The organism is Marinobacter sp. F4216, from assembly GCF_019931195.1.
Lineage (GTDB): Bacteria > Pseudomonadota > Gammaproteobacteria > Pseudomonadales > Oleiphilaceae > Marinobacter > Marinobacter suaedae.
The window spans coordinates 1-25280 of record NZ_JAIOUO010000004.1 but is presented as its reverse complement, the minus strand read 5'-3'; the positions used below and the strand labels follow the sequence as shown (position 1 = coordinate 25280).

General features: G+C 57.1%; 23 protein-coding genes. 10 read left to right on the top strand and 13 right to left on the bottom strand.

Annotated features, from left to right (window positions below; translation table 11 throughout):
* Positions 1 to 14: 14 nt before the first annotated feature.
* The 5 genes from infB to pnp all read left to right on the top strand — a co-directional run bounded on the left by infB (position 15) and on the right by pnp (position 6711).
* Complete coding sequence (gene infB / locus K8I84_RS09545; RefSeq protein ID WP_223794532.1) at positions 15 to 2546, top strand: translation initiation factor IF-2; 2532 nt, start codon at positions 15 to 17, stop codon at positions 2544 to 2546.
* On the top strand, positions 2546 to 2968 hold the full coding sequence (rbfA, locus tag K8I84_RS09540; RefSeq protein ID WP_223794531.1) for a 30S ribosome-binding factor RbfA: 423 nt from the start codon (positions 2546 to 2548) through the stop codon (positions 2966 to 2968). Before infB ends, rbfA begins: the two co-directional genes overlap by 1 nt.
* Positions 2965 to 3894, top strand: a complete 930-nt coding sequence (gene truB / locus K8I84_RS09535; protein ID WP_223794530.1) for a tRNA pseudouridine(55) synthase TruB — start codon at positions 2965 to 2967, stop codon at positions 3892 to 3894. Before rbfA ends, truB begins: the two co-directional genes overlap by 4 nt.
* A gap of 77 nt (positions 3895 to 3971) precedes the next feature.
* A complete protein-coding gene (gene rpsO / locus K8I84_RS09530; protein WP_223794529.1) occupies positions 3972 to 4241 on the top strand; it encodes a 30S ribosomal protein S15 in 270 nt (89 codons plus the stop codon).
* A 283-nt stretch (positions 4242 to 4524) separates the two neighbouring features.
* Positions 4525 to 6711: a polyribonucleotide nucleotidyltransferase gene (gene pnp / locus K8I84_RS09525; RefSeq protein WP_411722670.1), complete on the top strand. Its 2187-nt coding sequence runs from the start codon at positions 4525 to 4527 to the stop codon at positions 6709 to 6711.
* 52 nt (positions 6712 to 6763) lie between these two features.
* On the opposite strand, the gene K8I84_RS09520 is transcribed toward pnp, so the two are convergent.
* The 7 genes from K8I84_RS09520 to livH form a co-directional block, all read right to left on the bottom strand.
* The gene (locus K8I84_RS09520; RefSeq protein ID WP_223794528.1) at positions 6764 to 7690 is read right to left on the bottom strand and encodes an alpha/beta hydrolase; all 927 of its coding nucleotides are present in this window, start codon (positions 7688 to 7690) and stop codon (positions 6764 to 6766) included.
* Positions 7660 to 9528, bottom strand: a complete 1869-nt coding sequence (locus K8I84_RS09515) for a DUF4105 domain-containing protein (protein ID WP_223794527.1) — start codon at positions 9526 to 9528, stop codon at positions 7660 to 7662. Before K8I84_RS09515 ends, K8I84_RS09520 begins: the two co-directional genes overlap by 31 nt.
* Positions 9529 to 9616: 88 nt before the next feature.
* On the bottom strand, positions 9617 to 10081 hold the full coding sequence (locus K8I84_RS09510) for a DUF3015 domain-containing protein (protein WP_223794526.1): 465 nt from the start codon (positions 10079 to 10081) through the stop codon (positions 9617 to 9619).
* 268 nt (positions 10082 to 10349) lie between these two features.
* Positions 10350 to 11051 (bottom strand): ABC transporter ATP-binding protein, encoded by a 702-nt coding sequence (locus K8I84_RS09505; protein ID WP_223794525.1) that lies wholly within the window; start codon positions 11049 to 11051, stop codon positions 10350 to 10352.
* A gap of 9 nt (positions 11052 to 11060) precedes the next feature.
* On the bottom strand, positions 11061 to 11816 hold the full coding sequence (gene livG / locus K8I84_RS09500) for a high-affinity branched-chain amino acid ABC transporter ATP-binding protein LivG (RefSeq protein WP_223794524.1): 756 nt from the start codon (positions 11814 to 11816) through the stop codon (positions 11061 to 11063).
* Positions 11817 to 11822: 6 nt separating this feature from the next.
* Positions 11823 to 13097, bottom strand: coding sequence for a high-affinity branched-chain amino acid ABC transporter permease LivM (locus K8I84_RS09495; RefSeq protein ID WP_223794523.1), 1275 nt, complete (start codon positions 13095 to 13097; stop codon positions 11823 to 11825).
* Positions 13097 to 14008 (bottom strand): high-affinity branched-chain amino acid ABC transporter permease LivH, encoded by a 912-nt coding sequence (gene livH / locus K8I84_RS09490; protein WP_223794968.1) that lies wholly within the window; start codon positions 14006 to 14008, stop codon positions 13097 to 13099. Before livH ends, K8I84_RS09495 begins: the two co-directional genes overlap by 1 nt.
* On the opposite strand from livH, the gene K8I84_RS09485 reads away from it, so the two are divergent.
* A complete protein-coding gene (locus K8I84_RS09485; protein WP_223794982.1) occupies positions 13895 to 14212 on the top strand; it encodes a Dyp-type peroxidase in 318 nt (105 codons plus the stop codon). The genes livH and K8I84_RS09485 overlap by 114 nt on opposite strands.
* On the opposite strand, the gene K8I84_RS09480 is transcribed toward K8I84_RS09485, so the two are convergent.
* Both K8I84_RS09480 and K8I84_RS09475 read right to left on the bottom strand, forming a co-directional pair.
* A complete protein-coding gene (locus K8I84_RS09480; RefSeq protein ID WP_223794522.1) occupies positions 14183 to 15295 on the bottom strand; it encodes a branched-chain amino acid ABC transporter substrate-binding protein in 1113 nt (370 codons plus the stop codon). The genes K8I84_RS09485 and K8I84_RS09480 overlap by 30 nt on opposite strands.
* A 151-nt stretch (positions 15296 to 15446) precedes the next feature.
* On the bottom strand, positions 15447 to 16346 hold the full coding sequence (locus K8I84_RS09475) for a tetratricopeptide repeat protein (RefSeq protein WP_223794521.1): 900 nt from the start codon (positions 16344 to 16346) through the stop codon (positions 15447 to 15449).
* Positions 16347 to 16761: 415 nt separating this feature from the next.
* On the opposite strand from K8I84_RS09475, the gene K8I84_RS09470 reads away from it, so the two are divergent.
* Positions 16762 to 17262 (top strand): MarR family winged helix-turn-helix transcriptional regulator, encoded by a 501-nt coding sequence (locus K8I84_RS09470; RefSeq protein WP_223794520.1) that lies wholly within the window; start codon positions 16762 to 16764, stop codon positions 17260 to 17262.
* 22 nt (positions 17263 to 17284) lie between these two features.
* Here K8I84_RS09470 and K8I84_RS09465 read toward each other — a convergent pair whose 3' ends face one another.
* The 3 genes from K8I84_RS09465 to lon form a co-directional block, all read right to left on the bottom strand.
* Positions 17285 to 17629, bottom strand: a complete 345-nt coding sequence (locus K8I84_RS09465; protein WP_223794519.1) for a c-type cytochrome — start codon at positions 17627 to 17629, stop codon at positions 17285 to 17287.
* Positions 17630 to 17686: 57 nt separating this feature from the next.
* Positions 17687 to 18931: a PQQ-dependent sugar dehydrogenase gene (locus K8I84_RS09460; RefSeq protein ID WP_263283094.1), complete on the bottom strand. Its 1245-nt coding sequence runs from the start codon at positions 18929 to 18931 to the stop codon at positions 17687 to 17689.
* Positions 18932 to 19094: 163 nt separating this feature from the next.
* Positions 19095 to 21545 (bottom strand): endopeptidase La, encoded by a 2451-nt coding sequence (gene lon / locus K8I84_RS09455; RefSeq protein WP_223794517.1) that lies wholly within the window; start codon positions 21543 to 21545, stop codon positions 19095 to 19097.
* 204 nt (positions 21546 to 21749) lie between these two features.
* On the opposite strand from lon, the gene trxA reads away from it, so the two are divergent.
* The 3 genes from trxA (at position 21750) to K8I84_RS09440 (ending at position 24487) form a co-directional block, all read left to right on the top strand.
* On the top strand, positions 21750 to 22613 hold the full coding sequence (gene trxA / locus K8I84_RS09450; RefSeq protein WP_223794516.1) for a thioredoxin: 864 nt from the start codon (positions 21750 to 21752) through the stop codon (positions 22611 to 22613).
* 87 nt (positions 22614 to 22700) lie between these two features.
* Complete coding sequence (locus tag K8I84_RS09445; protein ID WP_223794515.1) at positions 22701 to 24131, top strand: hypothetical protein; 1431 nt, start codon at positions 22701 to 22703, stop codon at positions 24129 to 24131.
* Between the two features lie 29 nt (positions 24132 to 24160).
* On the top strand, positions 24161 to 24487 hold the full coding sequence (locus K8I84_RS09440; RefSeq protein WP_223794514.1) for a hypothetical protein: 327 nt from the start codon (positions 24161 to 24163) through the stop codon (positions 24485 to 24487).
* Between the two features lie 326 nt (positions 24488 to 24813).
* Here K8I84_RS09440 and K8I84_RS09435 read toward each other — a convergent pair.
* Positions 24814 to 25280 (bottom strand): hypothetical protein (locus K8I84_RS09435; RefSeq protein ID WP_223794513.1); only part of this gene is annotated, 467 nt, incomplete at its 5' end.

Sequence of the window (25280 nt, the reverse complement as noted above, 5' to 3'; positions counted from 1 at the left end):
GGAGGAGGACCAGTATGGCAGAAGTAACGGTTAAACAACTGGCCGATGATATAGGCGCTCCCGTGGATCGTCTGCTGAAGCAGATTGTTGAGGCGGGTCTCAAGGCTCGCGCTGAAACCGATTCTGTGACCAGTGACGAGAAGCAGCAGTTGCTGGCCTACTTGAGAAAAACTCACGGTGAGGCCGAAGCCGAGCCGCGCAAAATTACGCTTAAGCGTAAAACAACGACTACTCTGAAGGCGGGCAAGACCAAGACGGTCAACGTAGAGGTGCGCAAGCGCCGGACGTATATCAAGCGAGCAGAGCTCCAGCCCGAAGCAGAGACGCCGGAAGCACAGGCTCAGGTGCCTGAAGAGGCGGTGGTAGAGGAAGCACCGAAGGCCGCTGCCGAGCAGGTGCAGGAAACCGAACAGACACAGGCTGAGCCAACGGTTGAAGCCAAGGCAGAGCCTGAAGTAGAGCAAGAACCCGCCCCGACCGAAGAAGCGGAGCAGGTGCCGGAACCCTCAGAGATTCCGATGCCGCCGCCCGAGGATGAGGGCAAGGATCGCAAGCACAGCAAGAAGAAAAAAGAAAAAGGCCGTGAACGCGGGGACGACATGGACGAAGGCAAGCCGAAGAAGAAGTCGGCAGGCCATCGTGGGCCGCGCAGCCGTCCGGTGGAGGAACCTCTGGTCATTTCAGAGGACGAAGAATCTTCCACCCTTCGTAAACCGCTGCGGGCGAAAAAGAAACCCAAAGATAAGCGTCACGGCTTCGAAAAGCCGACCAAGCCTATGGTCAGAGAAGTTGAAATTCCAGAAACAATTACCGTCGGTGACCTTGCCCAGCGCATGGCCGTAAAGGCGGCGGATGTCATCAAGACACTCATGGGAATGGGTGTGATGGCTACCATCAACCAAGCACTGGACCAGGAAACTGCGGTTCTGGTAACTGAGGAGCTGGGCCACAAGGCCAAGCTCGTCAGCGAAGATGCATACGAAGAAGAAGTGCTCAGCGAGCTTGCTGTTGAAGGCAAGGAGACGATCAAACGAGCGCCGGTGGTCAGTGTCATGGGTCACGTTGACCATGGTAAGACCTCGCTGCTTGACTACATTCGTCGCACCAAGGTCGCTTCCGGCGAATCCGGCGGCATTACCCAGCACATCGGTGCTTACCACGTAGAAACCGATCACGGTATGGTTTCTTTCCTGGATACTCCGGGCCACGCGGCGTTCACCGCCATGCGGGCGCGTGGTGCTCAGTGCACCGATATCGTGGTTCTGGTTGTCGCGGCGGATGACGGCGTCATGCCGCAGACCAAGGAAGCGGTGGATCACGCTCGTTCTGCCGGTGTGCCTATCGTTGTTGCCATCAACAAGATGGACAAGGAAGAAGCCGATCCTGACCGCGTGAAGAACGAACTGGCGAGTATGGAAGTCATTCCGGAAGACTGGGGCGGTGATGTTCAGTTCGTTCCGGTGTCTGCGCACACTGGCGCCGGTATTGATGATCTGCTCGAAGCGCTGATCCTTCAGTCAGAAATGCTGGAGCTTGAGGCGTCTCCGGACGCCCCGGCCAAGGGCGTTGTGGTTGAATCCAGTCTTGAGCGTGGCCGTGGTTCCGTTGCCACTGTGCTGGTGCAGAACGGCACCTTGCGCCAGGGTGACATGGTTGTTGCCGGTCCTTACTTCGGTAAAGTCCGGGCGATGACCGACGAAGCAGGCAAGCAGGTTAAAGAAGCCGGACCGGCTATTCCGGTCGAAATCCTGGGCCTGAACGGTACCCCGGACGCCGGCGATGAGTTCCTGGCGGTTGTTGACGAGAAGAAGGCCAAAGAACTGGCCGAGTTCCGTCAGTCCCGTGAGCGTGAGCAACGATTGCAGCGCCAGCAGGCAGCGAAGCTGGAGAACCTGTTCGAGAACATGGGCAAGGACGAGGTCAAGACCCTCAACGTTGTGCTCAAGACCGATGTGCGTGGTTCTCTGGAAGCAATCAGCAAGGCCTTGCAGGATCTGGGCAACGACGAAGTGCAGGTCAAGATCGTGTCTTCCGGCGTGGGCGGTATCGCCGAGACCGATGTGTCCCTGGCGATGGCATCCAGTGCGGTCATTTTCGGCTTCAACGTGCGGGCGGATACTGCGGCCAAGCGTCTGGTAGAGCAGGAAGGCCTGGATTTGCGTTATTACAGCATCATCTACAACCTGATCGATGATGTGAAAGCAGCGCTGACTGGCATGCTGGCGCCGGAATTCCGCGAAGACATCGTTGGTATCGCCGACGTTCGTGACGTGTTCCGTTCGCCGAAGTTTGGCCAGGTGGCTGGCTGTATGGTGACTGAGGGGACCGTCTACCGGAACAAGCCGATCCGTGTACTGCGGGACAACGTGGTTATCTTTGAGGGTGAGCTGGAATCCCTGCGTCGCTTCAAGGATGACGTGCCGGAAGTCCGTAATGGCATGGAGTGTGGTATTGGCGTTAAGGGTTACGATGTGAAAGTCGGTGACCAGATCGAGGTCTTCGATCGCGTCAGGGTAGAGCGTGAGCTCAAATCTTCGGGGGCTTGATGGCACGCGAATTCAGTCGTGTAGATCGCATCGGCGATCAGATGCAGCGGGAGTTGGCCACGCTGATCCAGCGGGAAGTTAAAGATCCGCGGGTAGGCATGGTCACCGTGAATGCCGTAAAGGTCAGCCGTGACCTTGGCTATGCGGATGTCTATATCTCGCTGCTGTCGGCCGAGGAGTTGTCAGAGAACTCCCCGGAAGTGAAGGAATCCATCGCCGTCTTAAACAAGGCGGCCGGGTTCCTGCGGGGTCAGGTTGGCCGCGCCATGAAGTTGCGGGTTGTCCCGCAACTGCGCTTCCATTTTGATACCCTGCAAGGTTACAGCCGACGGCTCGATTCCCTGATCCGCAAAGCGGTCGGCGACGAACCTGCGGTCAAGCGGGATAACAGTGACCCGAAAGATCCGGAGTCGAGCGATTGAGCCGAAGACGCAAAGGTCGTGACGTCAACGGAATTCTGGTGATCGACAAGCCGCAGGGCGTCACCTCCAACGGTATTCTCCAACAGGTCAAGCGTTTGATGGGTGCTGCCAAGGCAGGGCACACAGGCGCTCTCGATCCTCTGGCCACGGGTGTGTTGCCGCTGTGCTTTGGCGAAGCTACCAAGTTTTCGCAGTTGATGCTGGACAGTGACAAGGCCTACATCACCACCGCCCATCTGGGCGTAAGTACGGAAACGGGCGACAGTGAAGGCGCTGTGGTTGAGGAAAAGCCGGTACCGTCTGGTCTGACGCCAGAAGTCCTTGAGCCGATACTTGATCGTTTTCGGGGCGCTATTGAGCAGGTGCCGTCGATGTATTCCGCGCTCAAGCACAAAGGTCGTCCCCTGTACGAGTATGCCCGGGAGGGTATCGAGATCGAACGGCCCGCGCGACCCGTAACGATTTATGAATTGAGGCTATTGGCTGTTCGCGACAATGAGCTGGATCTGGCGGTGACCTGTACGAAAGGTACGTACATTCGCTCACTCGTCGAGGATATCGGCGAGGCGCTGGGCTGTGGTGCTCACGTTACCGCGCTGCGGAGAACCATGGCATCTGGTTATACCCTGGAAAATGCTCATGAAATCCAGCAGCTTGAGAACCTCCGGGCTGAGGGAGAGAGTCTGGATGGTCTTTTGTTGCCGCCAGATTCAGCGCTGGCCATGTTTCCGGAGGTTCGCTTGCCGGAACCGGCATCAGTGTCGATATTGAACGGACAACCAGTTAGAATACCGGGCTCATCCCTGAGCGGGTATGTGCGCTTGTATGGTGCCGACCGTTTTCTGGGGGTGGCCGAAGCATTGCCGGACGGCGAGGAGTGTGAGTTAGCGCCCCGTCGGCTGGTAAAGAACAGCGGGAAATTTTAACGTCCGCTGAAGTAGCCGGGCTGTAGAGGTGCGCGGTTCGGCTGTATTCGAAAGCACCGCAAACAATGAGGTGAATTATGGCTCTTTCTGCCGAAGAGAAAGCTCAGATCGTAAAGGATTATCAGCAAGGTGATGGCGATACCGGCTCTCCTGAAGTTCAGGTAGCTCTGCTGAGCGCCAACATCAACAAGCTGCAGGATCACTTCAAGGCCAACAAGCAGGATCACCATTCCCGCCGCGGCCTGATTCGCATGGTAAACCAGCGTCGTAAGCTGCTGGACTACCTGAAGCGTAAGAACGCTGACCGTTATCTGGAGCTGATCAAGCGTCTTGGTCTGCGTCGTTAATAGGGTCTTTTTGACCTTCAGGGCATTGACGGCTTGCGCCGTTGAGCCCGAACAACCGGCGGAATCCTCACGGGTTCTGCCGGTTGTGTATTTCTCTTCAAGAAAGCCGCAGTGAACGTGTCAATCATCGAGGGAGCCCATCTGTCGTAACCGAAAGCCGAAACTGATAGCAGGTTGTTGAAAGCCCGGGTGTTCGCCAAAGAAATCTCCGGGGTTTTGCAACAGCCTGTTAGCTTTCAGACAGAGTGTTTTTTGGATGCCTTGGCACTGAACTGCAATCGACATGACCGATTCCCGCGGGCATCGGTTGAATGAATTGGAAACACATTGCCAGGAGCGATTTGTGAACCTGAATCTAACCCCTACCAAGAAAACGTTTGAACTGGGTGGCAAGACCGTCACTCTGGAAACCGGTCGTATTGCCCGTCAGGCAACCGGCGCCGTTCTGGTCTCCATCGACGATGTGTCCGTACTGGGCACCGTTGTTGGCGCTAAAGAGCCAAAGCCGGGCCAGGGCTTCTTCCCGCTGACCGTTAACTACACCGAGAAGACCTACGCCGTGGGCAAAATCCCCGGTGGTTTTTTCAAGCGTGAAGGTCGTCCTTCTGAAAAGGAAACCCTGACATCTCGCCTGATCGATCGTCCGATCCGTCCTCTGTTCCCGAATGGCTACATGAATGAAGTTCAGGTTGTCCTGACCGTGATGTCTGCCAACAAGACCCAGGATCCGGACATTGCTGCCATGCTGGCTGCTTCCGCGGCTCTGGCTATCTCCGGCATTCCGTTCGACGGCCCGATCGGCGCAGCTCGTGTTGCCTTCACCAACGAGCGTGGCTACTTCCTGAACCCGACCTTCGAGGAACTGGAAACCTCGCTGCTGGACATGGTTGTGGCCGGTACTGACGAAGCGGTTCTGATGGTTGAGTCCGAAGCCAAGGGCCTGACCGAAGATCAGATGCTGGGTGCCGTTCTGTATGGTCACCAGGAAATGCAGACTGCCATTACCGCCATCAAAGAGTTTTCTGCTGAAATCGGCAAGCCGCGCTGGGAGTGGCAGCCAGAGCAGGAAAATACCGAACTGCTGAATGCCATCAAGGGCGAGTTTGCTGGCCAGATCGAAGAAGCCTACACCATCCGTGACAAGATGGAGCGTTATGCGCGTCTGGGCGAGATCAAGACTGCTGCGGTTGAGAAACTGGCCGGGGAAGAAGAAGGCCAGCCGTCCGAAGAGGAAGTGAAGAAGTACTTCGGCAAGATCGAGAAGTCGGTTGTTCGCAACCAGGTTATTGACGGCAAGCCGCGTATCGATGGTCGTGACAACAAGACCGTTCGTCCGATCGAGATCGAAGTTGGCGTCCTGCCGAGCACTCACGGTTCTGCCCTGTTTACCCGCGGTGAGACCCAGGCCATCGTAACTGCGACTCTGGGTACTGCCCGTGATATGCAGATCATCGATGCGCTGGAAGGCGAGCGTAAGGATCCGTTCCTGTTCCACTACAACTTCCCTCCGTACTCCGTTGGTGAAGCCGGTCGTATGGGCAGCCCGGGCCGTCGTGAGATCGGTCACGGTCGTCTGGCCAAGCGTGGTGTTGCGGCGGTTATGCCGACCATCGACGAGTTCCCGTACACCATCCGTGCGGTATCCGAGATCACCGAATCCAACGGTTCCAGCTCCATGGCCTCCGTGTGTGGCTCCAGCCTGGCTCTGATGGACGCGGGTGTACCGCTGAAGGCTCCGGTTGCCGGTATCGCCATGGGTCTGGTCAAGGAAGGCGACAAGTTCGCGGTACTGACCGATATCCTGGGTGACGAAGATCACCTGGGCGACATGGACTTCAAAGTAGCCGGTACCAAAGATGGTGTGACCGCATTGCAGATGGATATCAAGATCAACGGTATCACCGACGAGATCATGGAAATCGCTCTGGAGCAGGCTCACGAAGCGCGTCTGCACATCCTGGGAGAGATGAACAAGGTGATTGCCGAGTCCCGTCCGGAACTGTCTGACCGTGCACCGAGCATAACCGCAATCAAGATCAACCCGGACAAGATCCGAGACGTGATCGGCAAGGGTGGGGCCACCATCCGTGCTATCTGTGAAGAGACCGGTGCTTCCATCGATCTGGACGATGACGGCAATGTGAAAATCTACGCCGACGACCAGGCTTCTGCTCAGGCCGCGGTCAAGCGGGTTACTGAAATCACTGCTGAAATCGAAGTGGGTGCCATCTACAGTGGTCGCGTTGAGCGCATTGTGGACTTCGGTGCCTTCGTTAACATCCTGCCTGGCAAGGATGGTCTGGTGCACATTTCCCAGATCTCTGACCGTCGCATCGAGAACGTGACTGACGAGCTGAGCGAAGGCCAGGAAGTTCTGGTTAAGGTGCTGGATGTGGACAACCGCGGTCGCGTCAAGCTGTCCATGAAAGAAGTGAAGGAAGGCGAGCAGCCGACCGACTTCTCCGCCTGATAGCTGGCGGCTGAAGGAAAAACCCGCACTCCTCAGGGAGATGCGGGTTTTTTTATGGCTCCTGAGCGGCGGATACCTGGGTTTGCTCGGCGCCGGCCTCGTCGAAAAAGCTCAGCGCGGTGATCCGATGTTCAGGAAGAATGAACGTCGCAGCGTGCGGGGTGTCGGTAGCGATCAGTCGTTTGGGCTGGGCTGCTGCTTCGAAAAGCGCCTTGCCATGATGGAACGGGATCACCTCATCCCGAAGGCTGTGAATCACCAGCAGGGGAACCGGGCTGATATCCCTGACTCGGTCCACGCCTTCGTAATCGTCCGGAATGGTCCAGCTCAGGGGAATTTGAAGTGGCCAGGTCAGCCAGAAGCTGCTGAGTTTTTCCCTTGCGATACCGCGAAACCCGGAAAATGCGCCGTCGATGATCACCCCGTCGATGCCCGGCTCTTTGCCTCGCTTGATCCATTCACTCGCCAGCGCGACCCCCAGCGCTCCGCCAAGGCTCTGGCCCAGCAGGAAAAGAGGTCCTGTGCGGACTTCGTCCCGTGTGTTCAGCCAGTTGAGGCCGGTTTCTGCGTCGTGAAGGGCGCCTTCAATGTCTGGTGCACCCGTTGACTTACCATAGCCCCGATAATCCAGGGCAAAGACGTTATAGCCCTGCTCCGGCAGCCAGGACACGTTCAGGATGTGGCTGCTGATATTCTGGGCATTGCCATGGAGAAAATACACAGTGCCTTTGGGTGGTGCCTCAGAGGGTTCTGCGGGTAGCCACCAGCCATGCAGGGTTTCCCCGTCACGGGTGTCCAGATAAACGTCCTCGTAGGTCAGGTTAAGGCGTCCCGGTGTGACGTAGGTGATGTCGTCGGGGTAGAAAAATGCACTACTGCAACCCGTCATCAGCCCGAGGCCGGCCAGAACCACGGCAAGCCTGGTTTTCAGGGTTGCCTCCCGAACCATCAGAAGTATGCGTGAACGCCGGCTTGCCATATGCTCTGGTACCTGTCGTAGTGGTCTTCCCGGGTCAATTCGGTGTACAGGCTCAGACCCCTTTGGAAATGCCAGCCGGCCCTGGCGTAGGCCTGATCCTGGCGATGCTGGTCACTGACAATCCACGCCTTTGTCTTCAGGCCCGCGAGCAGGCTCAGGCGAGGCGCCTGGTACAGCAGGCCCACGTCAACCCCGGGTGCGACGTCATAACCACGGCGAAGCTCGTCGTCCACCTCAAGGTCGGCGGTGGCCAGAGCAAAAGCTTGCATATGGTCCTCAAGTTTCCAGCTTCCACCGGCCCCACCATCCAGGTAGGCAGTAAATACTCGCTTACTACCGGTGTCAGTACGGCGCCCACCGAACCCAACCTGCCAGGAAAGCGGTTCGAAAAACGCATCCCTGGGGCTGAGGGATCGGATTTCGACGCCGATTAATTCCTCAACCTGCCATTCATCATTATCAGTGTAGTAGCGGGTATCCAATCCTAGAAACTGGAGTTGCGCACCTTCCCGATAACCCGCCGGAGGGTCAAGGAGGTCGTGATAGGCAGGGCGCAGGCTAAGGCGGATAAACTCGCGATGGTCGATCTGTCCAGCGCCCAGGCTGGCGCGAAAGGTGTTGTGGCCCTCGTCATCCCTTACAGCAGGCTGGGGCGGCGAGGGTAATGCCACTGCGTCATCCACCTTGCTGCGCTCTTTCAGGAGTTGGTGGGACAGGGGCGCAGCATAGTCCCGGGGCCAGTCTTCCGCTTCGCTCTGGTAGCGCACGTAATCGTAGGTGGCATCCAGGAGTCGGGCCCGTTCTTCATCAGACAGTCCCGCAAGCTCTTCGGATTCCGCGCTGATGTCGCCAGTGGCAATGGCAGCGGCCAGGTCCTGATGTGCCTCGGGCAGTATGTTCAGACTGTAAGCCACTTCGGTAGCGGCCGAGGGGCGGTAGTGAATATCGCGGACCAGATCCTTGTCCAGCACCCATCGCACGGTATCGGATGGAATCGCGTGTGTGGATACTTCGCCCAACAACCGGGTGCCCGGCCGCGCTACATCGATAAGGGCTAACAAACGATAAGCACAGTTCTCATCGAAGAAGTAGTAATCGAAGTTGCGATCCTGAATTTCCCAGGCGTGTGCCAGCAACTGATCCACCTCAGTTTCCGACAGATTGAGCCGATATTCCCACAAGTCTCGATGTTCGATATCGGAATACAGGCGAATCTTCTCGTAGTAGGGCTGAACGCTGGTAATCCCCGGATACCCGCCAAAGATGCCCTTGTAGGCAAACAGGAGTTCACTGTCGTGGGCGGCGGCATCGGCCGCATAGGAGATGGTGCTTGCCAGCAACAGATTGGTGGTGGCGTCCGTGCTTGGGGGATCGAGGCGCAGGAAGGTGTGGCCGAACATGGACGAGGGGCTGTTCAGGTAGGAGGCCGCAAATACCAGTGTCACACTCGCGGTATTGAGTTCGTTAGCCCATTCCCGATAGGCCGGGCAGGTAACCCGAGGCAAAGAGAGATCGAGCGTGTCTGCCAGCCAGGCGGTGCGGGCCGGGAACCGGCATTGGGCATGACCATCGCCATTACCGGGTTGCTGGATGGCGTCCAGTGTGGCAGTTAACTCTGATTCCGGGGAGTGTTTCCCCTGTTCGCTCAGAAAAAAGGCCGGATCGTCCGCCTGGCTCGTATAGCCGCCGCCAAATTTGTCGGGGTGGTAGTGACCCAGCGTCAGCCACGCAGGGTCCAGATACAGCTTGTTGCTATCAGCAAGTGTCGATTGGGCCTGTGCAAGCGGGAACTGAGCCAGCCAGCACACTACAAGCCCCAGGCGGAACAGATTGCCCATGGGTTTTAATACTTCCGGATTTTAGCGTGATGGAATACAGAAAGGCTTTGCCATCCGTGGCGCTCGGGCATTCCTTAGATCATCGACATTAAGCCGAGACGTACTTGCTCAGGGTCTTGTCCTTTTCCAGTACGGCAACGATGGCGTCAACCGCTTCACCGGACGTGGTGTCTGAGTTGGGGAAGATGGTGGCGAAGTTATCCTGCAGCACCTTGCGGAAGGCGTCTCGATCGGCCGGATCTACACCCAGCAGGACCGCCATTGTGTCGAGATTTTCACCACTGCCGCGGGACATGTCGCGGGCGACCTTGTCGATGTTGTTGTCCATGAACAACGCCATGGATTGTACAGACTGATCGGTGTCGCAACCCAGCGTGCCGGTGGTCATACCCAGCGTCTGGTTACCGAAAGTGCCGTTGGTGGTCGCCGCTAGAATGTGCGGGGCCGCCCCGGACTGGCCCTTCCAGATCATGGCGCCAACGCCACAGCCCGGCTGAGCAAATGCGAGAGACGAAGCACCCAGAAGAACTGCACCTGCAATCAGTTTTTTCATTATCCACTCCTTTGTGTGGTTGCGCGGTCAACGCATGGAGGCCCGGAATCGGGCGCTGCATTGCGGAAACGGCCCTGACTGGTTTGTGCGGAGACAGGATTACCGTTCGTCTGAGTATAGTTCAAAACCCGAAAGTGCAAGCGGAAAGCGGTGTGAGTAATTGATTTCTCCTGAAAAAATCGGGGAGGGGAGTTTGTGTCGTGTTTAAAAACACAAAAGCCGGCGCATGGAACCATGCGCCGGCTTCAGGATACTGATGATTCATTCATCAGCCGCCGAGATAGGCATTTTGCACTTCCGGGTTGGCCAAAAGGTTCTTGCCGGTGTCGTGCAGGCGGATCTTGCCGGTTTCGAGCACATAGCCACGGTCCGCCAGGTTGAGCGCCTGGTGGGCGTTCTGTTCGACCAGGAAGACGGTGATCCCCTCGTCGCGCAGGTGGCCGATGATCTCGAAAATCTGCTTGATCACGATCGGGGCAAGGCCCAGCGAGGGTTCGTCCAGGATGATCATGCGCGGCTTGCTCATCAGGGCGCGGCCGATGGCCAGCATCTGTTGCTCACCGCCGGACATGGTGCCTGCGCGCTGGCTCTCCCGTTCCTTCAGGCGCGGAAACAGTTCGTACACATGATCCTGGCTCTTGCGAATCTCCGCCTTGGTGTTGAAGAAGCCTCCCATGTGAAGGTTTTCTTCCACCGTCAGGCCCGAGAAGATGCGGCGGCCTTCAGGCACGATGGCAATGCCGGAACGCATGATCTGCGAGGTGGGCTCATGGGTAATATCCCGGCCTTCCAGGATCACCCGGCCGGATGTGGCCTGGGGGGTGCCGCAAACCGTCATCAGCAGGGTGGTCTTACCGGCGCCGTTGGCACCAATCAGGGAGACAATCTCACCTTTGTTGACCTCAACCGAGACGCCATGCAGCGCCTCGATCTTACCGTAGTGGGTATGGACATTTTCTAGTACTAGCATTGGATTTCCTCAGGCCTCACCCAGGTAAGCTTTGATCACGTCGTCGTTCTGGCGGATCTCGTCCGGAGTTCCGCTGGCAAGAGGACGACCCTGGTTGATTACGTTGATGCGGTCGGAAATATCCATGACCAGACTCATATCGTGCTCAATCAACAGCACGGAAACGCAGTAATCTTCTTTCAAGCTTACAATCAGCTGGTTGAGATCCTTGGTTTCCGCCGGATTGAGACCTGCTGCCGGCTCGTCGAGCATCAGCAGGTTGGGCTCGGTCACCATGCAGCGGGCGATTTCCAGCCGGCGCTGCTGGCCATACGCGAGGTTGCCGGCTTCCCGGTTAGCGAGTTCCAGAAGGCCTACGCGGTCCAGCCAGTAAGCAGCACGGTCCAGGGCCTTTTGCTCCCGGTCCCGGTAGCCCGGCGTTTTCAGCAGGCCGGCAATCAGGTTGGTATTCAGGTGCCGGTGCTGGGCAACCAGCAGGTTCTCCACTACCGTCATCTGGTTGAACAGGCGCACGTGCTGGAAGGTTCGCACCATGCCCAACCGTGAAATCTGGTAATCCGGCTTTCCTTGCACTTCCTCGCCCTGGAAGCTGATGGTGCCTCCGGTGGGCTTGTAGAAACCGCTGATGCAGTTAAATACCGTGGTTTTACCGGCCCCGTTGGGGCCGATGACGGAAACAATTTCCCGTTCTTTTACGTCCAGAGACACTTGATCTACAGCCAGCAGGCCGCCAAAGCGCATGGACAGATTCTTTACGTCTAGCATCGTCCGTTAATCCTGCTTGTTGAGTTCAATGTGAATGCGGCGCATGGGCATGAGTCCCTGCGGACGCCAAACCATCATCAGTACCATGGCGGCACCGAACACCAGCATGCGGTATTCGGAGAATTCACGGGCCAGTTCAGGGAGGATGGTCACGGCAATTGCGGCCAGTACCACACCGATCTGTGAACCCATGCCGCCCAGTACCACGATCGCCAGGATGATGGCGGACTCGAGGAATACGAACGATTCCGGGCTGATAAAGCCCTGCTTGGAGGCGAACACGGTACCGGCGAAACCGGCAAAGAAAGCGCCGATGGTGAACGCGGACAGCTTGACAGCGGTGCGGCTCAGCCCCAGAGAGCGGGCAGCGATTTCGTCTTCCCGAAGGGCTTCCCAGGCACGGCCCACGGGCATGCGCATGAAGCGGCGGATGACGAGAGCCGTGAAGACCGCCAGCACCAGGGCAATCAGGTACAGAAAGATTACTTTGTGCTCGCCGCTGTAGGCAATACCGAAGGTCTCGTGGAAGGAGGTGTTGCCCTCTTCCTTCACCCGGCGACCGAACTCCATGCCGAACAGTGTGGGATCCGGAATGCCGCCAATACCGTTCGGGCCGCCAGTCAGGCTGGTCCAGTTGTTCAGCAGGATCCGGATGATTTCACCAAAACCCAGGGTCACAATCGCCAGATAATCCCCGCGGAGTCGCAGGACCGGGAATCCGAGCACCAGACCGAACAGAGCGGCCAGCAGGGCACCCAGGGGCAGCGACACCCAGAAGGAAATGCCGGTGTACTGGGACAGCAATGCGAAGGTATAAGCGCCCACCGCGTAGAAGGCCACGTACCCAAGGTCCAGCAGGCCGGCGAGGCCCACAACCACGTTCAGGCCCAGGGCCAGCATCACATAGATGAGTACCAGTGTAGCCAGGTCAACGGCGCCTCGTGAGACAAAAAACGGCCAGAACAGGGCCAGAACCACGATGCCGGTCAGCACCCAGGATTCGATCTTGGCGCGCTTGTTCTCCGCCATCGGCTCCTTTTGAGAGCCGGAACTCAGGCCGGACAGGGCACCCTGGAGGCTCCCCATGATGTTGTCGCGGAACAGCTGGAACAGGAATACCACGACGGCGGCCAGAAACACGCTGACAATGGTAAAGGTGTCGGCGCCCGTCAGAGTTACGTTAATGCCCTGGGCTTCGAGGTTCAGACCAAGAATGGGATAGGCAATGATCAGCGTGATCACCGCGCAAAACAGCGCGTGTTTGAAATTTTGAGCAGGCATCAGATTTTCTCAACCTCCGGTTTGCCAAGCAGGCCGGTGGGCTTGAACAGCAAAATCAGGATCAGCAGGCCAAAGGAGACCACGTCCTTGTACTCGCCACTGAGGTAGCCGGAGGTCATGCTCTCGGCAACACCCAGAATCAGACCGCCGAGCATGGCGCCAGGAATACTGCCGATGCCGCCCAGCACCGCTGCAGTAAAGGCTTTAAGGCCGGCAATAAAACCGAACAGCGGGTCGATAGAGCCGTAGTACATGCCAAGCAGGAGACCCGCGACCGCTGCCAGCGCCGCACCAATAACGAAGGTGGCGGAAATGATGCGGTTGGTATCAATGCCCAGCAGGTTAGCCATGCCCAGATCCTGGGAGACGGCGCGACAGGCCCGACCAATGCGGGAGCGGGAAATGAACAGAGACAACGCAGTCATACAGATCAGCGTGGTGATGAAGATCGTAATCTGCATGTAGGACAGAGACATCTGGAAAGAGCCTTCGGAACCGAAGGTGAAACCGCCCTGAATCAGCGATGGGAAGCCAATGTTCCGGGAACCCTGTGCCAGGTGCACGTAGTTCTGCAGGAAGATGGACATACCGATGGCCGAAATCAGCGGGATCAGTCGGTGCCGGCCACGCACAGGGCGATAGGCGACCCGTTCTACGGCCCAGCCCATGGAACTGGATACGATCATCGCGCACACCAGCGCAACAAGCAGTACCAGCGGCAGCCAGGCGATACCCAGTGTTGCCAGCCCGGTGATCGCAATCAGCGCCGTGTAGGCACCGATCATATAGATCTCACCATGGGCAAAGTTAATCATTCCGATGATTCCATAAACCATCGTGTATCCGATGGCAATGAGGGCGTAAGTGCTTCCGATCGTCAGCCCGTTTATAAGTTGTTGAAAGAAATACAAGAGGTCTTGCATGGTTTTTGGAACTCTCTGAATGCCCGCTCTCTGCTAAATTTCGCCCCCGGTACGGAAAATCCGGCCGGGGGCGGAAAAAAGCTTGATAGCCAAGAAAAACACCTTCTCCCGGGGCATGGCGAGAAGGTGCTCTTTGGATTACCGTTAGTTAACGGTTCCGGCTTAGTTTACCGGAGTTTTGCTGCCGTCTGAATGCCATTCGTAAACAACAAACTCAAACGACTGCAGATCACCGGCTTCGTCGTACTGAACGGTACCGATCGGTGTTTCGAAGCTGCCGCTGCGCAGAGCCTGGGCGACTTCAAACGGATCGGTGGACTCAGCCTGCTTGATGCCGTCGACGACCAGCTGGACCGCTGCGTACGAGGTCAGGACGAACGGGCCGGATGGGTCTTCGCCCTTGTCCTGGAACGCCTTCACCAGCGCCTGGTTCTCTGCCTTCTGATCGAAGCTGGGCGGCAGGGTCACCAGAAGACCTTCAGCGGCTTCGCCGGCGATGGTGTTGATGTCCTTGTTGCCTACACCCTCAGGACCCATGAAGCGGGCGTCGAGGCCAGCCTGACCGGCCTGGCGCAGAATCAGACCAAGCTCCGGGTGGTAACCGCCGTAGTAAACGAAGTCCACGTCGGCCTGCTTCATTTTGGTGACCAGGGACGAGAAGTCCTTGTCGCCGGCAGTAATGCCTTCGAACATGGCAATCTCGACGCCTTTGGCTTCCAGCGTATCGCGAACGGCGGTGGCAATACCTTCACCGTACTGCTGCTTGTCGTGAACGATGGCAACGCGCTCAGGGTTCAGGCTGGCCAGATAGTTGGCGGCAACCGGGCCCTGCATGCTGTCCAGACCGATGGTGCGGAACACCAGCTCATAGCCGCGCTCGGTGATGTCCGGGCTGGTGGAAGCCGGGGTGACCATCAGGATGCCTTCGTCTTCGTAGATGTCAGACGCGGGCTGGGTGGAGCTTGAGCACAGGTGGCCGATAACGAACTGAACGCCATCATTCACCATGCTGTTGGCCACGGTTACGGCCTGCTTCGGGTCGCACACGTCGTCGTATTCGACGGCAACCAGCTGCTCGCCCATCACGCCACCGTTGGCGTTGATTTGCTCGATCGCCATGCGGGCACCGGAGAATTGCATGTCACCATACTGGGCAACCGGGCCGGTCATCGGGCCAGCGATACCAATCTGGATTTCTGCAGCGGCGTTGCCCGCGGCCATCAGGGCAACGGAAGTGCTTACAGCAGTCACTAGCTTTTTAACTGACGTTTTCATTGGATCCTTCCTGTTTCTTTTTCAGGGTTATTCTTTTGTTCTCAGCGAGTTAAACAAACACCACAGCCGCGGGCTTGTCAAGGCACCGGCCACTGCAGCAGTGGCGGGGATGCCCGGCCGAGAAAAAGTCACGTTTTTTACGTTGTCTGAATCAGGTGTCCGAGCTTTCTTCCTTATCCGGGAAGACCAGTGTGCGGAAGCTTTCATGCTCCCGCAGCTGCTCGAAACTCAGGTCGACCGAGGCATCGTCTCTGTAAGCTTCGGAAATGTCTATTGCTTTTTGTAACGTGGAAACCGAGTCTTCCCAACGGCCAATTTCGGCGTAGGCACAGGCCAGCTGATACAGTGCGTGACCGTTGTCTGGATCTAGCTTGAGCGCACGTTGACACAGGCTGATGGCCCACAGGGGTTCTTGCATTTCCAGAACTGCATCTGCCTTATAGCTGAGCGCCTCCACATCGTCCGGGCGCAGATCCAGGATCTGGTCGTACGCGGAAATTTTATTCTGCTGGGAAGTCTCCTGGCTGGCTTTTAGCCACAGGGAGTGAATTTCGTTGGTGCGCTCAATCTCAACCTGGTTCTGGTTGATGATGTCGGACTTCTGCTGCAGCTGCTCTTCAATGTCCTTGAGGCGTTTCTCGTAAACCACGACCAGTTCGTTTACCCGCTTTTCCGCCAGACTGGTGAGCTGGGCCCGCATGTCGCGGATGGAGTTCCAGCCGATGACAACCAGAATCGAACTGGCGCCGGCAATCAAGTAGAAGAAGTACGTGACCGTGTCGGTGGCATACGACATGGTTTTGTCGGCAACTGACAGCTCCTTGTCCACAACCTTTTCGATCAGTTCGGCACGGGTATTCTGTAGCTCCTTGCGCAGGGCCTTGGTTTCCTCGAGCAAGTAAAGCTCAATAAAGGGCGTGTACATCGGCTCTTCGAGATCAGACAATGCTGCGGCGATATCCTCTTCCATGATGTCTTTTTTGCCGGGCGGAGCGGTGTCTGTGCCTTGGGCGTGGACTTGGGCGGGCATTGTCAGCGTAAGAGTTATCATCGCCGCCATCCAAACCAGCAGATGTCCGACGCGGGGCCGGGACGCCGTGGACAGTAAGGATAGGGGATGTGGGAGGAGCTTTCGGCTGATCATGAATTGCGTTCCACGTTTACTGGTTGCTTTACGGGTTCTTTAAAAAGCTGCTGACCTTAGCATAGTGACGATTGGAAAAAGAGCCGCATCATTGGAATAAGCCGGTGCTCAGTTGGTTAGCACAAGTTGCGACTTGCATTTCATGTTCCAAAGCCCTCTAATTATTAGTGGTATAAATAAACTGATATTTCTCGGAAGAAAGTGTTTGACCATCGGAACGAGGCCAAAGCAGATGGCGAGTAGCAAGACCATGTACTCGAAGTCGCCCTTAGCCTCCGGTCCATCTCAACCAGGGGCGCTTGCCCCCGATCGGAGCAATTCTGTGAACAATTACGAGCAGGTGCTGGTAGCGCTTCGGCGTGTTATCCGGGCGACGGATCTTCACTCCAAGCGGCTGAGCAAGCACAACGGGCTGACCGGCCCTCAACTTTTGATTATGCGGACCATACGTGACCTCGGCGAAGTGACGATCGGAACCATCGCCGACAAGGTGAGTTTGAGCCAGGCTACCGTGACCACGATTCTGGATCGGCTGGAGCACCGCAAGCTGGTGTACCGGGTTCGCAGTACCCAGGATAAGCGCAAAGTACATGCCCATCTGACCGAGGACGGGGCCGACCTGCTGGCCAAGGCGCCAAATCCGCTCCAGGAAGAGTTCATCAAGAAGTTCCAGAGCCTGGACGAGTGGGAACAGACCATGATTCTGGCGTCGCTGCAGCGAGTGGCGAACATGATGGACGCCGATGAGATCGACGCCTCACCCGTGCTGCACGTCGGGCCGGTACTGCGGGAGGATGGCTGGAAATCGGAGTCCAAATCCTGAGGGCGGGTATCGTACCTGACGATTACTCTGGCAGTTTCGCAGTGACTTCGATCGATTCATACCACGCCGCCACGTCGGCAATCTGCTGATCGGTCAGGTCCCGGGCGACGACTGTCATCATTTCATGTTCCCGTTTGCCGCTGCGGAAGGCTTTCAGCTGATTCTGTATATAGATCTGACTTTCGCCGGCGAGGTTGGGCGCGATGGGAATGGTCGCGATGCCGTCCAGGCCGTGGCAGGTTTTGCATTGCGCTGCGAGTTTACGTCCGGCCTCGGGATCGGCCGAATAGACCGGAAGGGACACGGCGGATAGCAGTAACGCTGGCACCAGCGCCCGTTCAAGGGCTGTTCTGAATGCTTTCGACATGCAGAGTCTCCGGTTTGCCGGAGAGCGTTCTGCTCTCCGGCACTGGGCAGGCATGACTCAGGAGCCTGAGCCGGTGTAGGCGATTCGATAAACGGCGCCGGCCAGGTCGTCGGAGACCAACAGTGACCCGTCTTTAAGTTGGGCTACATCGACCGGGCGACCCAAGTATTCGCCGTTTTCATCCAGCCAGCCCTCGGCGAAGGGAACGGTTTCCCCGGCAATATTGCCGTCCGCATCAACCGGGGTAAACATGACCCGGGCGCCGATGGGGGTGGTGCGGTTCCAGGAGCCGTGCTGGGCTGAAAATATCCCGCCCTGGTATTTCTTCGGAAACATGTTGCCCCGGTAGAAAATCATACCCAGGTCGGCAGCGTGGGCGACGGTTTCGGACACCGGGAATACCACGTCGCCCGGCACTTCCTCATCCTTGTATTCGTTGGTGCGAACGTCACCGCCGCCGTACCATGGGAAGCCAAAATTCTGGCCCATGGCAGTCTGGCGGTTGATCTCACCCGGTGGGATGTCGTCACCCATACCATCGACTTGGTTGTCGGTAAACCACAGCTCGCCTGTGGTCGGGTTGAAGTCGTGGCCCACCGAATTCCGGACGCCGCGGGTGTACACTTCCCGCTCGGTGCCGTCCTGGTTGACCCGGATGATGCCGCCTATACCCACCTCATTGAACGTCTCCATATGCTCCTTCGGTGGGACGTTGTAGGGTTGGCCCAGGGAGATATAGAGTTTGCCATCGGGACCGACATCGCAGACCCGGGCGGTGTGGTTGTAACTGACAAACTCCTCGGGAATCAATTCGCCACCGGGAATCACTTCCGAAGCCACAACGTCCCCGCCCTCATAGAAAAATTCGGCGGCCGGGTAGGCCAGTACCCGGTTCTGCTCGGCGATATAAAGAACTCCGTCCGGTGAGAAGCAGGGGCCGTTGGGAACCGACTTTGCAAGCGATGGTGCAAAGTTCTTTACATCATCCGCAACCCGGTCTTTGTCCCGGTCGGTGACAGCCCAGACCTCAGTTTTCCGGGTTCCGACAAAGGTGACAACGCCCTGGGGGCCGACGGCCATGTGGCGGGCATCGGGCACCAGCGCATACAGGGTAATTTCGAAGCCTTTGGGCAGGGTGATTTTTTCCAGGGTTTTCCGGATGGCGTCAGCGCTGTCGCTCTGCTGGTCAATGACAGTGAATTCGGCCTTCCCGGTAGTCTTGAAACTTCCCAGCTTTTTAAGCGTTTCATCAGACTGGGCATGGGCGAACGAGATGGCTGCAACGCTCGCAGCCAGGCACATCACAGGGGCTTTCTTGTTCATTGTTTTCCGCTCCTTGGTCCACGAATCGGGGCGGAGAATCGGAACGTTCTCCGCTGATTGCTTTTTGAACACTGGTTCAGTGGCAGTAAAGACAGCAGCCCAGTGAGCGTCAAGGAGGCCGCTCACTGGTAGGACCAGTTTCTCAGTGAACGCTTGAGCCCTTGCGGGGTTTGTTGGCGAAGCAGACCTGGAACACGTCATTGTAATGCCTGGCAAAATTCACCGTCAGGCCTTCCTTGAGGTAGTCCGGCAGCTCTTCAAAGTCTCCCCGGTTCGCCTCCGGCAGGATCAGGTTGGTGATTTTCTGGCGCCGGGCGGCAATCACCTTTTCCCGAATGCCTCCCACCGGTAGCACTTGCCCCGTTAGCGTCAGTTCGCCGGTCATGGCGATGTTCTGCTGCGGCGGCTCCTTGCGAGCGATGGACAGCAGGGCGGTGGCCATGGTGATGCCGGCGCTTGGGCCGTCCTTGGGGGTAGCCCCCTCCGGTACGTGCAGGTGCACAAAGGACTCGTCGAAAAACATCGGGTCCCCCTTAAACTGCTTGAGGTTCGAGGAGATAAAGCTGTAGGCAATTTCTGCCGATTCCCGCATCACATCCCCGAGCTGGCCGGTCAGCTTGAAGCCGCGCTGGCTGGCGTGAATTCGTGATGCTTCGATGCTCAGTGTGGCGCCGCCCATGGCGGTCCAGGCCAGACCAGTGACCACGCCGGTACCCTTCAGGGCTTTTTCTTTCTTGAACGCTGGCTGGCCAAGGTAGTCCGGCAGGCTCGAGACGCCAACCCGCACCGGGGTGTCGGGATCTTCAAGCAGCTTCACGATACCCTTGCGAATGATCTTGTGCAGCAGTTTCTCCAGATTCCGAACGCCGGCTTCCCGCGCGTAGCCTTCGATCACCTGTTTGATGGCAGCATCGGTGATGTTGATCTGCTTTTTCAGCAGGCCTGCCCGTTTCAGCAGTCGCGGCAGCAAGTGGTGCTTGGCAATTGCCAGCTTTTCTTCGGTGATGTAACCGGACAGCCGAATGACGTCCATCCGGTCCAGCAGAGGCCGGGGAATGGTGTCCAGTTGGTTGGCGGTGCAGATAAACAGAACCTTCGACAGGTCCATGCGAACGTCCAGGTAATGATCCAGGAAGTCGTTGTTCTGTTCCGGGTCCAGGGTTTCCAGCAGGGCGGAGGCCGGATCGCCCTGGTAGGAGGCGCCGATCTTGTCGATTTCATCCAGCATGATCACCGGATTGGATACACCGCTGTCTTTCAGTGCCTGGACGAACTTGCCCGGCATGGCGCCAATGTATGTGCGACGGTGCCCCTTGATCTCCGCCTCGTCGCGCATGCCGCCGACGCTGAACCGGTAAAATTTCCGGCCGAGCGCGTCGGCCACCGAGTGGCCGATGGAGGTTTTGCCGACGCCTGGCGGGCCCACCAGTAACAGGATGGAGCCACTGATCTCGCCCTTGAAAGTACCTTCGGCAAGGAATTCGATAATCCGGGATTTCACATCTTCCAGACCGTCGTGGTCCCGATCAAGAACGCGGCGTGCTTCTGGCAGGTCAAAGTGGTCTTCGGAATGCACGCCCCAGGGGACCTGGGTCAGCCAGTCCAGATAGTTGCGGGTCACACCGTATTCCGGGGACCCCTGTTCCAACACCTGCAGTTTCTGCACTTCCTCCGTGAAGCGCTCCCTCACCTGTTCCGGCGGGTTCAGTTCCGACATGCGCTCTTCAAAGCGTTCGATGTCGGCAGTCTTGTCGTCCTTGGCCATGCCCAGTTCACGCTGAATGACTTTCAGCTGTTCCTTCAGGAAGAACTCCCGCTGATGTTTCTGGACCTTGGCGTTGACCTCTTCACTGATTTCCGACTGCAGGCGTGCAACCTCCTGCTCCTTGCGCATCAGCAGCAAGACTTTCTCCATGCGCCGGACCAGTGGCAGAGTGTTCAGGACATCCTGCAGTTCATGGCCGGGTGCGCTGGTCATCGAGGCTCCGAAGTCGGCCAGAGGGGAGCTATCGTCCGGGCCGAAGCGGGACAGGTACTGTTTGACCTCTTCGCCGTACAGCGGATTGCTGCGCAGCAACTCCTTGATGGTGCTGATAATGGCCAGGGTATAGGCCTTCAGTTCATCGGCATCTTCCTCCGGTTCGGAGGGGTATTCCACTTCCACCAGGTAGGGTGGTTTCCGGCGCAGCCACTGGACAATGCGAAAACGCTGCAGGCCCTGGGCAATAAACTGAACCTTGCCGTTTTCCTGCTGGGCGTGGTGGACGCGAACCGCGCAGCCAACGGTTTCCAGTTCATCGCTGGCGGGGATGTCGTCTTCCACTTCCTGATGGTCGACAAAGCAAATGCCCAGTACCCGATGGTCGGTTTCGCCAACCCGCTTGAGGGTTTCCTGCCAGGGGTTCTGGTTCACCATGATCGGTTGCACCTGGGCAGGGAAGAAGGGACGGTTGGAGACCGGCAGGACGTACATGCGCCGGGGCATCATCTGCTGCGGCAGCGCCAGGCCCTTGCTATGCTCATCCTTGCCGATGTACTCGGTGATGTCTTCTTCGAGTTCCTCGATTTTGTCTTTGCGGTTTTCGTCATTCATGCTGTGCGATATCCGTCCGGAAAGCGTGAAATCGGGGCCAGGGCGTCTGCGTTTTTGCCCGGGATGCCAAGTTATAGTCTATGTAACGACGGTTGTGGTGATTTCAAGGCACGGCCTGCTGCGCTGGCTGCTTGATTTCTGGTCATCTGCCCCCACGTTCTGTGGCAGATTTGACGATTCATTGATTGATAACAGGTGCAATGCATGAGCGAGTCCCCGTACATATTTGACGCCACCATGGAAAATTTTCAGCAGCAGGTCATGGATGCCTCATCGGAAACGCCGATTCTGGTGGACGTATGGGCCGACTGGTGTGCGCCGTGCAAACAGTTGATGCCGATCCTGGAAAAACTGGCGAATGAATACCAGGGGCAGTTCCTGGTGGCGAAAGTAAACGCTGACGAACAGCAGCAGCTGACTGCCAGTCTTGGTGTTCGCAGCCTGCCCACGGTAATTCTGGTAAAGGACGGGCAGGCCGTGGATGGCTTCAATGGTGCGTTGCCCGAAGGTGAGGTTCGCAAGATCCTCGACAAGCACGTGGAAGCACCGGCAGAAGACCCTTACGAAGCGGCGCACAAGCGTTGGGAGCAGGGGGATGTTGAAGGCGCACTGGCCATCCTGACGGAGATGAATCAGCAAGATCCGGATAACCTCAAGGTGCTGATCGACATTGCCCAGCTGAAAGCCGAGCTGGGGGATGTGGATACGGCCGAGCAGGTGCTGGATAGTCTGCCGCCCGAAGAGAAACTCCAGCCCCAGGCCAAGCAGCTGGCGGCGCGCATCAAGTTTATCCGTCAGGCCGGGCAGTTACCGCCGGTGGCCGAGCTGGAGCATATTCTGGCAAACGATCCTAAGAATCCGGAAGCCCTTCACCAGCTGGCTCTGCAGCACGTAATCAAGGAAGAAAATGGCGAGGCCATGGCGCTGTTGATTCGCTTGATGCAGGCGGATGCCAATTACAAAGAGGGCGTCGCCAAAACCACCCTGATCGAGCTGTTCGACAAGCTGGGTAACAGCAACCCTGACGTGCGAACCTATCGCCGTAAACTGTACACCCTGATGCACTGATAGATTCCGGAGAGATGCGTTCGCCGGGAACCAATGCCATCGCGCAGCCTTCAAAACACAAGATAGGGCGATGGTGGACGGTTCATCATGGGGCGAAACTGGTGGCTCGTAGTCTGGATGGCGCTTCTGCTGGAGGTGCTGACTGGTTGTGCGAGCCCTCAATACGCCGCTGAGCCGACGGTCGCGGTTTCCCGTGACTGTGATCGCCACTTTACCCTGTGGCGTAACTGGGTCGTCAGCGATGATCGTTTTGATGCTCAGGAGTGGTCTCCTCCCGGCTTTCCCTATTTACGAGTCGACCGTTTTCTCGCCAGCTTTGATCTGACAGAGCTTACACCCGCGCAGCGTCGTGATTGGTTGGGGCGCGCTTACGATAAGGCGGATATTGCCTGGCAGTTTGAGCTTCAGGGTGGTCCGGATGCGTCCTCGCAGTGGCTGGACGATCTGAGGAGCTGTGCTCTCCAGGCGGTATCGAAGCTGGGGGCGGAGTCGGATCTGTGGTTGAAACTGGCCGAATCGGTGCAGGTCCCTGACAGCTACAGCACTCCCGCCCAGGTTCTTGGGGTGTATCCGCTGGTGAAACCCGTCGTTCGTTGGCGGGCCGGTGTGACCATGGGGGAGCTGGTTGATCAGTACGGTCACTACAAAGCCTTGGCAGGCTGGCGAACCTATGTGCCGGACCTGACTGACGTCGTTGGGCGTTCTGAGGTCGAAACTTACCCGTTAGATTCTCTCGGCGTGCCAGTTCTGGGCGAATCGTTGCGTTTGATGCTGTTTCAGCGTCATGCGCCTGCATGGCGAATTGAGACGCGGGACAGTCACGATGTGCCGGGAATTCCTGCTCGAGGTTTGAATGGGCAGCTGCAGTTTCGGCCAGAGCCGGTGGTGTTTACTCATCTCAGCTTTGCCCGAATGAGAGGGCGGATTCTGCCCCAACTGGTCTATGTGCTCTGGTTTTCGGGCCGGCCATCAGAGCACTGGTTGGATATCTACGCCGGAGAGCTCGATGGCTTTATCTGGAGGGTCACTTTGGGCCCGAGGGGGCAGCCGCTGGCGTATGACACCATTCATCCCTGTGGCTGCTACCACCAGTGGCTGTTGCCAGAAGGTGGGCTGGTAAAAAGCGTTGGTGTTGATTATGAGGCAGAGCAAATCTGGTTGCTCGGGTCCCTTCCACTGGGTGGAAAGGAAGCGCCTTTGTTGTCTCTTTCTGCGGGTGACCATCAGCTCGTTGGTGCCTCAGGGTTCCACCCGACTGATCTTGGCGCGGAAATCCACAGCTATCGCCTGGAGTCGTTGGACGGACTTCGCGGGCTGTCGAATGCGGGCGGTCGCCTGTATGGCGACGATGGTTTGATTGCCGGAACCGAGCGACTTGAACGTTTCTTGCTGTGGCCGACAGGGGTGCCGTCTGCTGGGGGAATGCGCCAGTGGGGGCGGCATGCCGTATCTTTTGTAGGGCGACGGCATTTTGATGATCCTCATCTGCTGGATCGGTACTTCCTGCCGCCTCCTTAGCCGCTCATCTGAAAGGTAGTTGATTGCTCATGCTGAAGTTGCCTGAACAGCCGGATCAATGTGAGCTTTGCCGGCGCCCGGTCGTTAAGCTCACCCGTCATCACCTGATCCCCAAACACCTTCACCGTAAGAAGAGATTCCAGAAGTTGTTCAGCAAGGAGGAACTGATTACCCGCACCCTGTGGGTCTGCCGCCCCTGCCATAACGCCATTCATGAGGCATGCTCCGAATACGAGCTGGGTCTGCATTTCAATACCCGGGAGAAGCTGTTGGAGCTGGAAGAGCTTAGGGTGTTTGTGGAATGGTTGCGGGATAAGCCGGAGGGATTTGTGCCTAAGTTTCGGAGGAAAGCATGAAAAAGCCCCGTCAGTGACCAAGCCGTTTGGCTTAAGTGTGGCGACGCATTCGAGGATAACTAAGAACGAAAGCCAGCGACCCAAAAATCGCTGGTTTTTCTTATTCAGAAAAACTGATCTGACCTACCCCATTTTTTCAATCGAGAAGCATAATATTCCATTAACTTCTAGTGACACGAGCAACCAGACTGGAACTCAACGGCAAGGTATGACCACTATGCAAATTTTGGTCGAACAAGAGGGCATTCGGGTGCGGTGATCCACCTTGCCAGCAATGACTGAAGGACGCAGTGGGTAGACCCCTATGACTGTCTTTGTTAGCGCTTTTACTTAAGTCGAGAGTAAAAGTCGTGAATACCAAATCCAGCCCCTCGTTTTAACTCCTGCTCCCGCGCTTTAAGTTCTTTCAAGGCGGGAACATATTCTTTACTTTTATCCAAAGCCCACACCCCGCCGGCAGCCATCGTTATACCGATACTAGCTAGCGGGGACGCTAGTTGTGAAAGCAGGCCGATAAAGGCAGGGCCTCCGCTCAAAGCAGCAATGCCTATATCACATTTTATTTTATAATCAATATTACTTCGTTCCCTGAGTAGTTCTTCTGACTCCTTCCGATAACTACGAATAAGCTCATCGGCTTTGCTCTGAAATTCATGTTTGTCATCAATTCCTAGTGCAATTTCACCTATTGATGCAAATAAAGCCTCTCTTGCTTTTGTAAACACCCCTGTTTCAGTTGCACCGCTGATTAGAGTTTTCCGCCCGTTGGTGTTTCGCCAGGTATTCCCATGGC

Excerpts from the sequence above, each read along its gene's own strand:
- K8I84_RS09510 (WP_223794526.1), bottom strand. The coding sequence starts at position 10,081 with ATGAAAAAACTGATTGCAGGTGCAGTTCTTCTGGGTGCTTCGTCTCTC.
- K8I84_RS09460 (WP_263283094.1), bottom strand. The coding sequence starts at position 18,931 with ATGTGCCTGGCTGCGAGCGTTGCAGCCATCTCGTTCGCCCATGCCCAG.
- K8I84_RS09480 (WP_223794522.1), bottom strand. The coding sequence starts at position 15,295 with ATGAAAACGTCAGTTAAAAAGCTAGTGACTGCTGTAAGCACTTCCGTT.
- rpsO (WP_223794529.1), top strand. The coding sequence starts at position 3,972 with ATGGCTCTTTCTGCCGAAGAGAAAGCTCAGATCGTAAAGGATTATCAG.
- lon (WP_223794517.1), bottom strand. The coding sequence starts at position 21,545 with ATGAATGACGAAAACCGCAAAGACAAAATCGAGGAACTCGAAGAAGAC.
- K8I84_RS09465 (WP_223794519.1), bottom strand. The coding sequence starts at position 17,629 with ATGTCGAAAGCATTCAGAACAGCCCTTGAACGGGCGCTGGTGCCAGCG.
- trxA (WP_223794516.1), top strand. The coding sequence starts at position 21,750 with ATGAGCGAGTCCCCGTACATATTTGACGCCACCATGGAAAATTTTCAG.
- K8I84_RS09515 (WP_223794527.1), bottom strand. The coding sequence starts at position 9,528 with ATGGGCAATCTGTTCCGCCTGGGGCTTGTAGTGTGCTGGCTGGCTCAG.
- infB (WP_223794532.1), top strand. The coding sequence starts at position 15 with ATGGCAGAAGTAACGGTTAAACAACTGGCCGATGATATAGGCGCTCCC.
- K8I84_RS09485 (WP_223794982.1), top strand. The coding sequence starts at position 13,895 with ATGGGCAAAGTTAATCATTCCGATGATTCCATAAACCATCGTGTATCC.
- K8I84_RS09520 (WP_223794528.1), bottom strand. The coding sequence starts at position 7,690 with ATGGCAAGCCGGCGTTCACGCATACTTCTGATGGTTCGGGAGGCAACC.
- rbfA (WP_223794531.1), top strand. The coding sequence starts at position 2,546 with ATGGCACGCGAATTCAGTCGTGTAGATCGCATCGGCGATCAGATGCAG.
- K8I84_RS09445 (WP_223794515.1), top strand. The coding sequence starts at position 22,701 with ATGGGGCGAAACTGGTGGCTCGTAGTCTGGATGGCGCTTCTGCTGGAG.
- pnp (WP_411722670.1), top strand. The coding sequence starts at position 4,525 with ATGACCGATTCCCGCGGGCATCGGTTGAATGAATTGGAAACACATTGC.
- K8I84_RS09495 (WP_223794523.1), bottom strand. The coding sequence starts at position 13,097 with ATGCCTGCTCAAAATTTCAAACACGCGCTGTTTTGCGCGGTGATCACG.
- livG (WP_223794524.1), bottom strand. The coding sequence starts at position 11,816 with ATGCTAGACGTAAAGAATCTGTCCATGCGCTTTGGCGGCCTGCTGGCT.
- K8I84_RS09475 (WP_223794521.1), bottom strand. The coding sequence starts at position 16,346 with ATGATAACTCTTACGCTGACAATGCCCGCCCAAGTCCACGCCCAAGGC.
- K8I84_RS09440 (WP_223794514.1), top strand. The coding sequence starts at position 24,161 with ATGCTGAAGTTGCCTGAACAGCCGGATCAATGTGAGCTTTGCCGGCGC.
- K8I84_RS09505 (WP_223794525.1), bottom strand. The coding sequence starts at position 11,051 with ATGCTAGTACTAGAAAATGTCCATACCCACTACGGTAAGATCGAGGCG.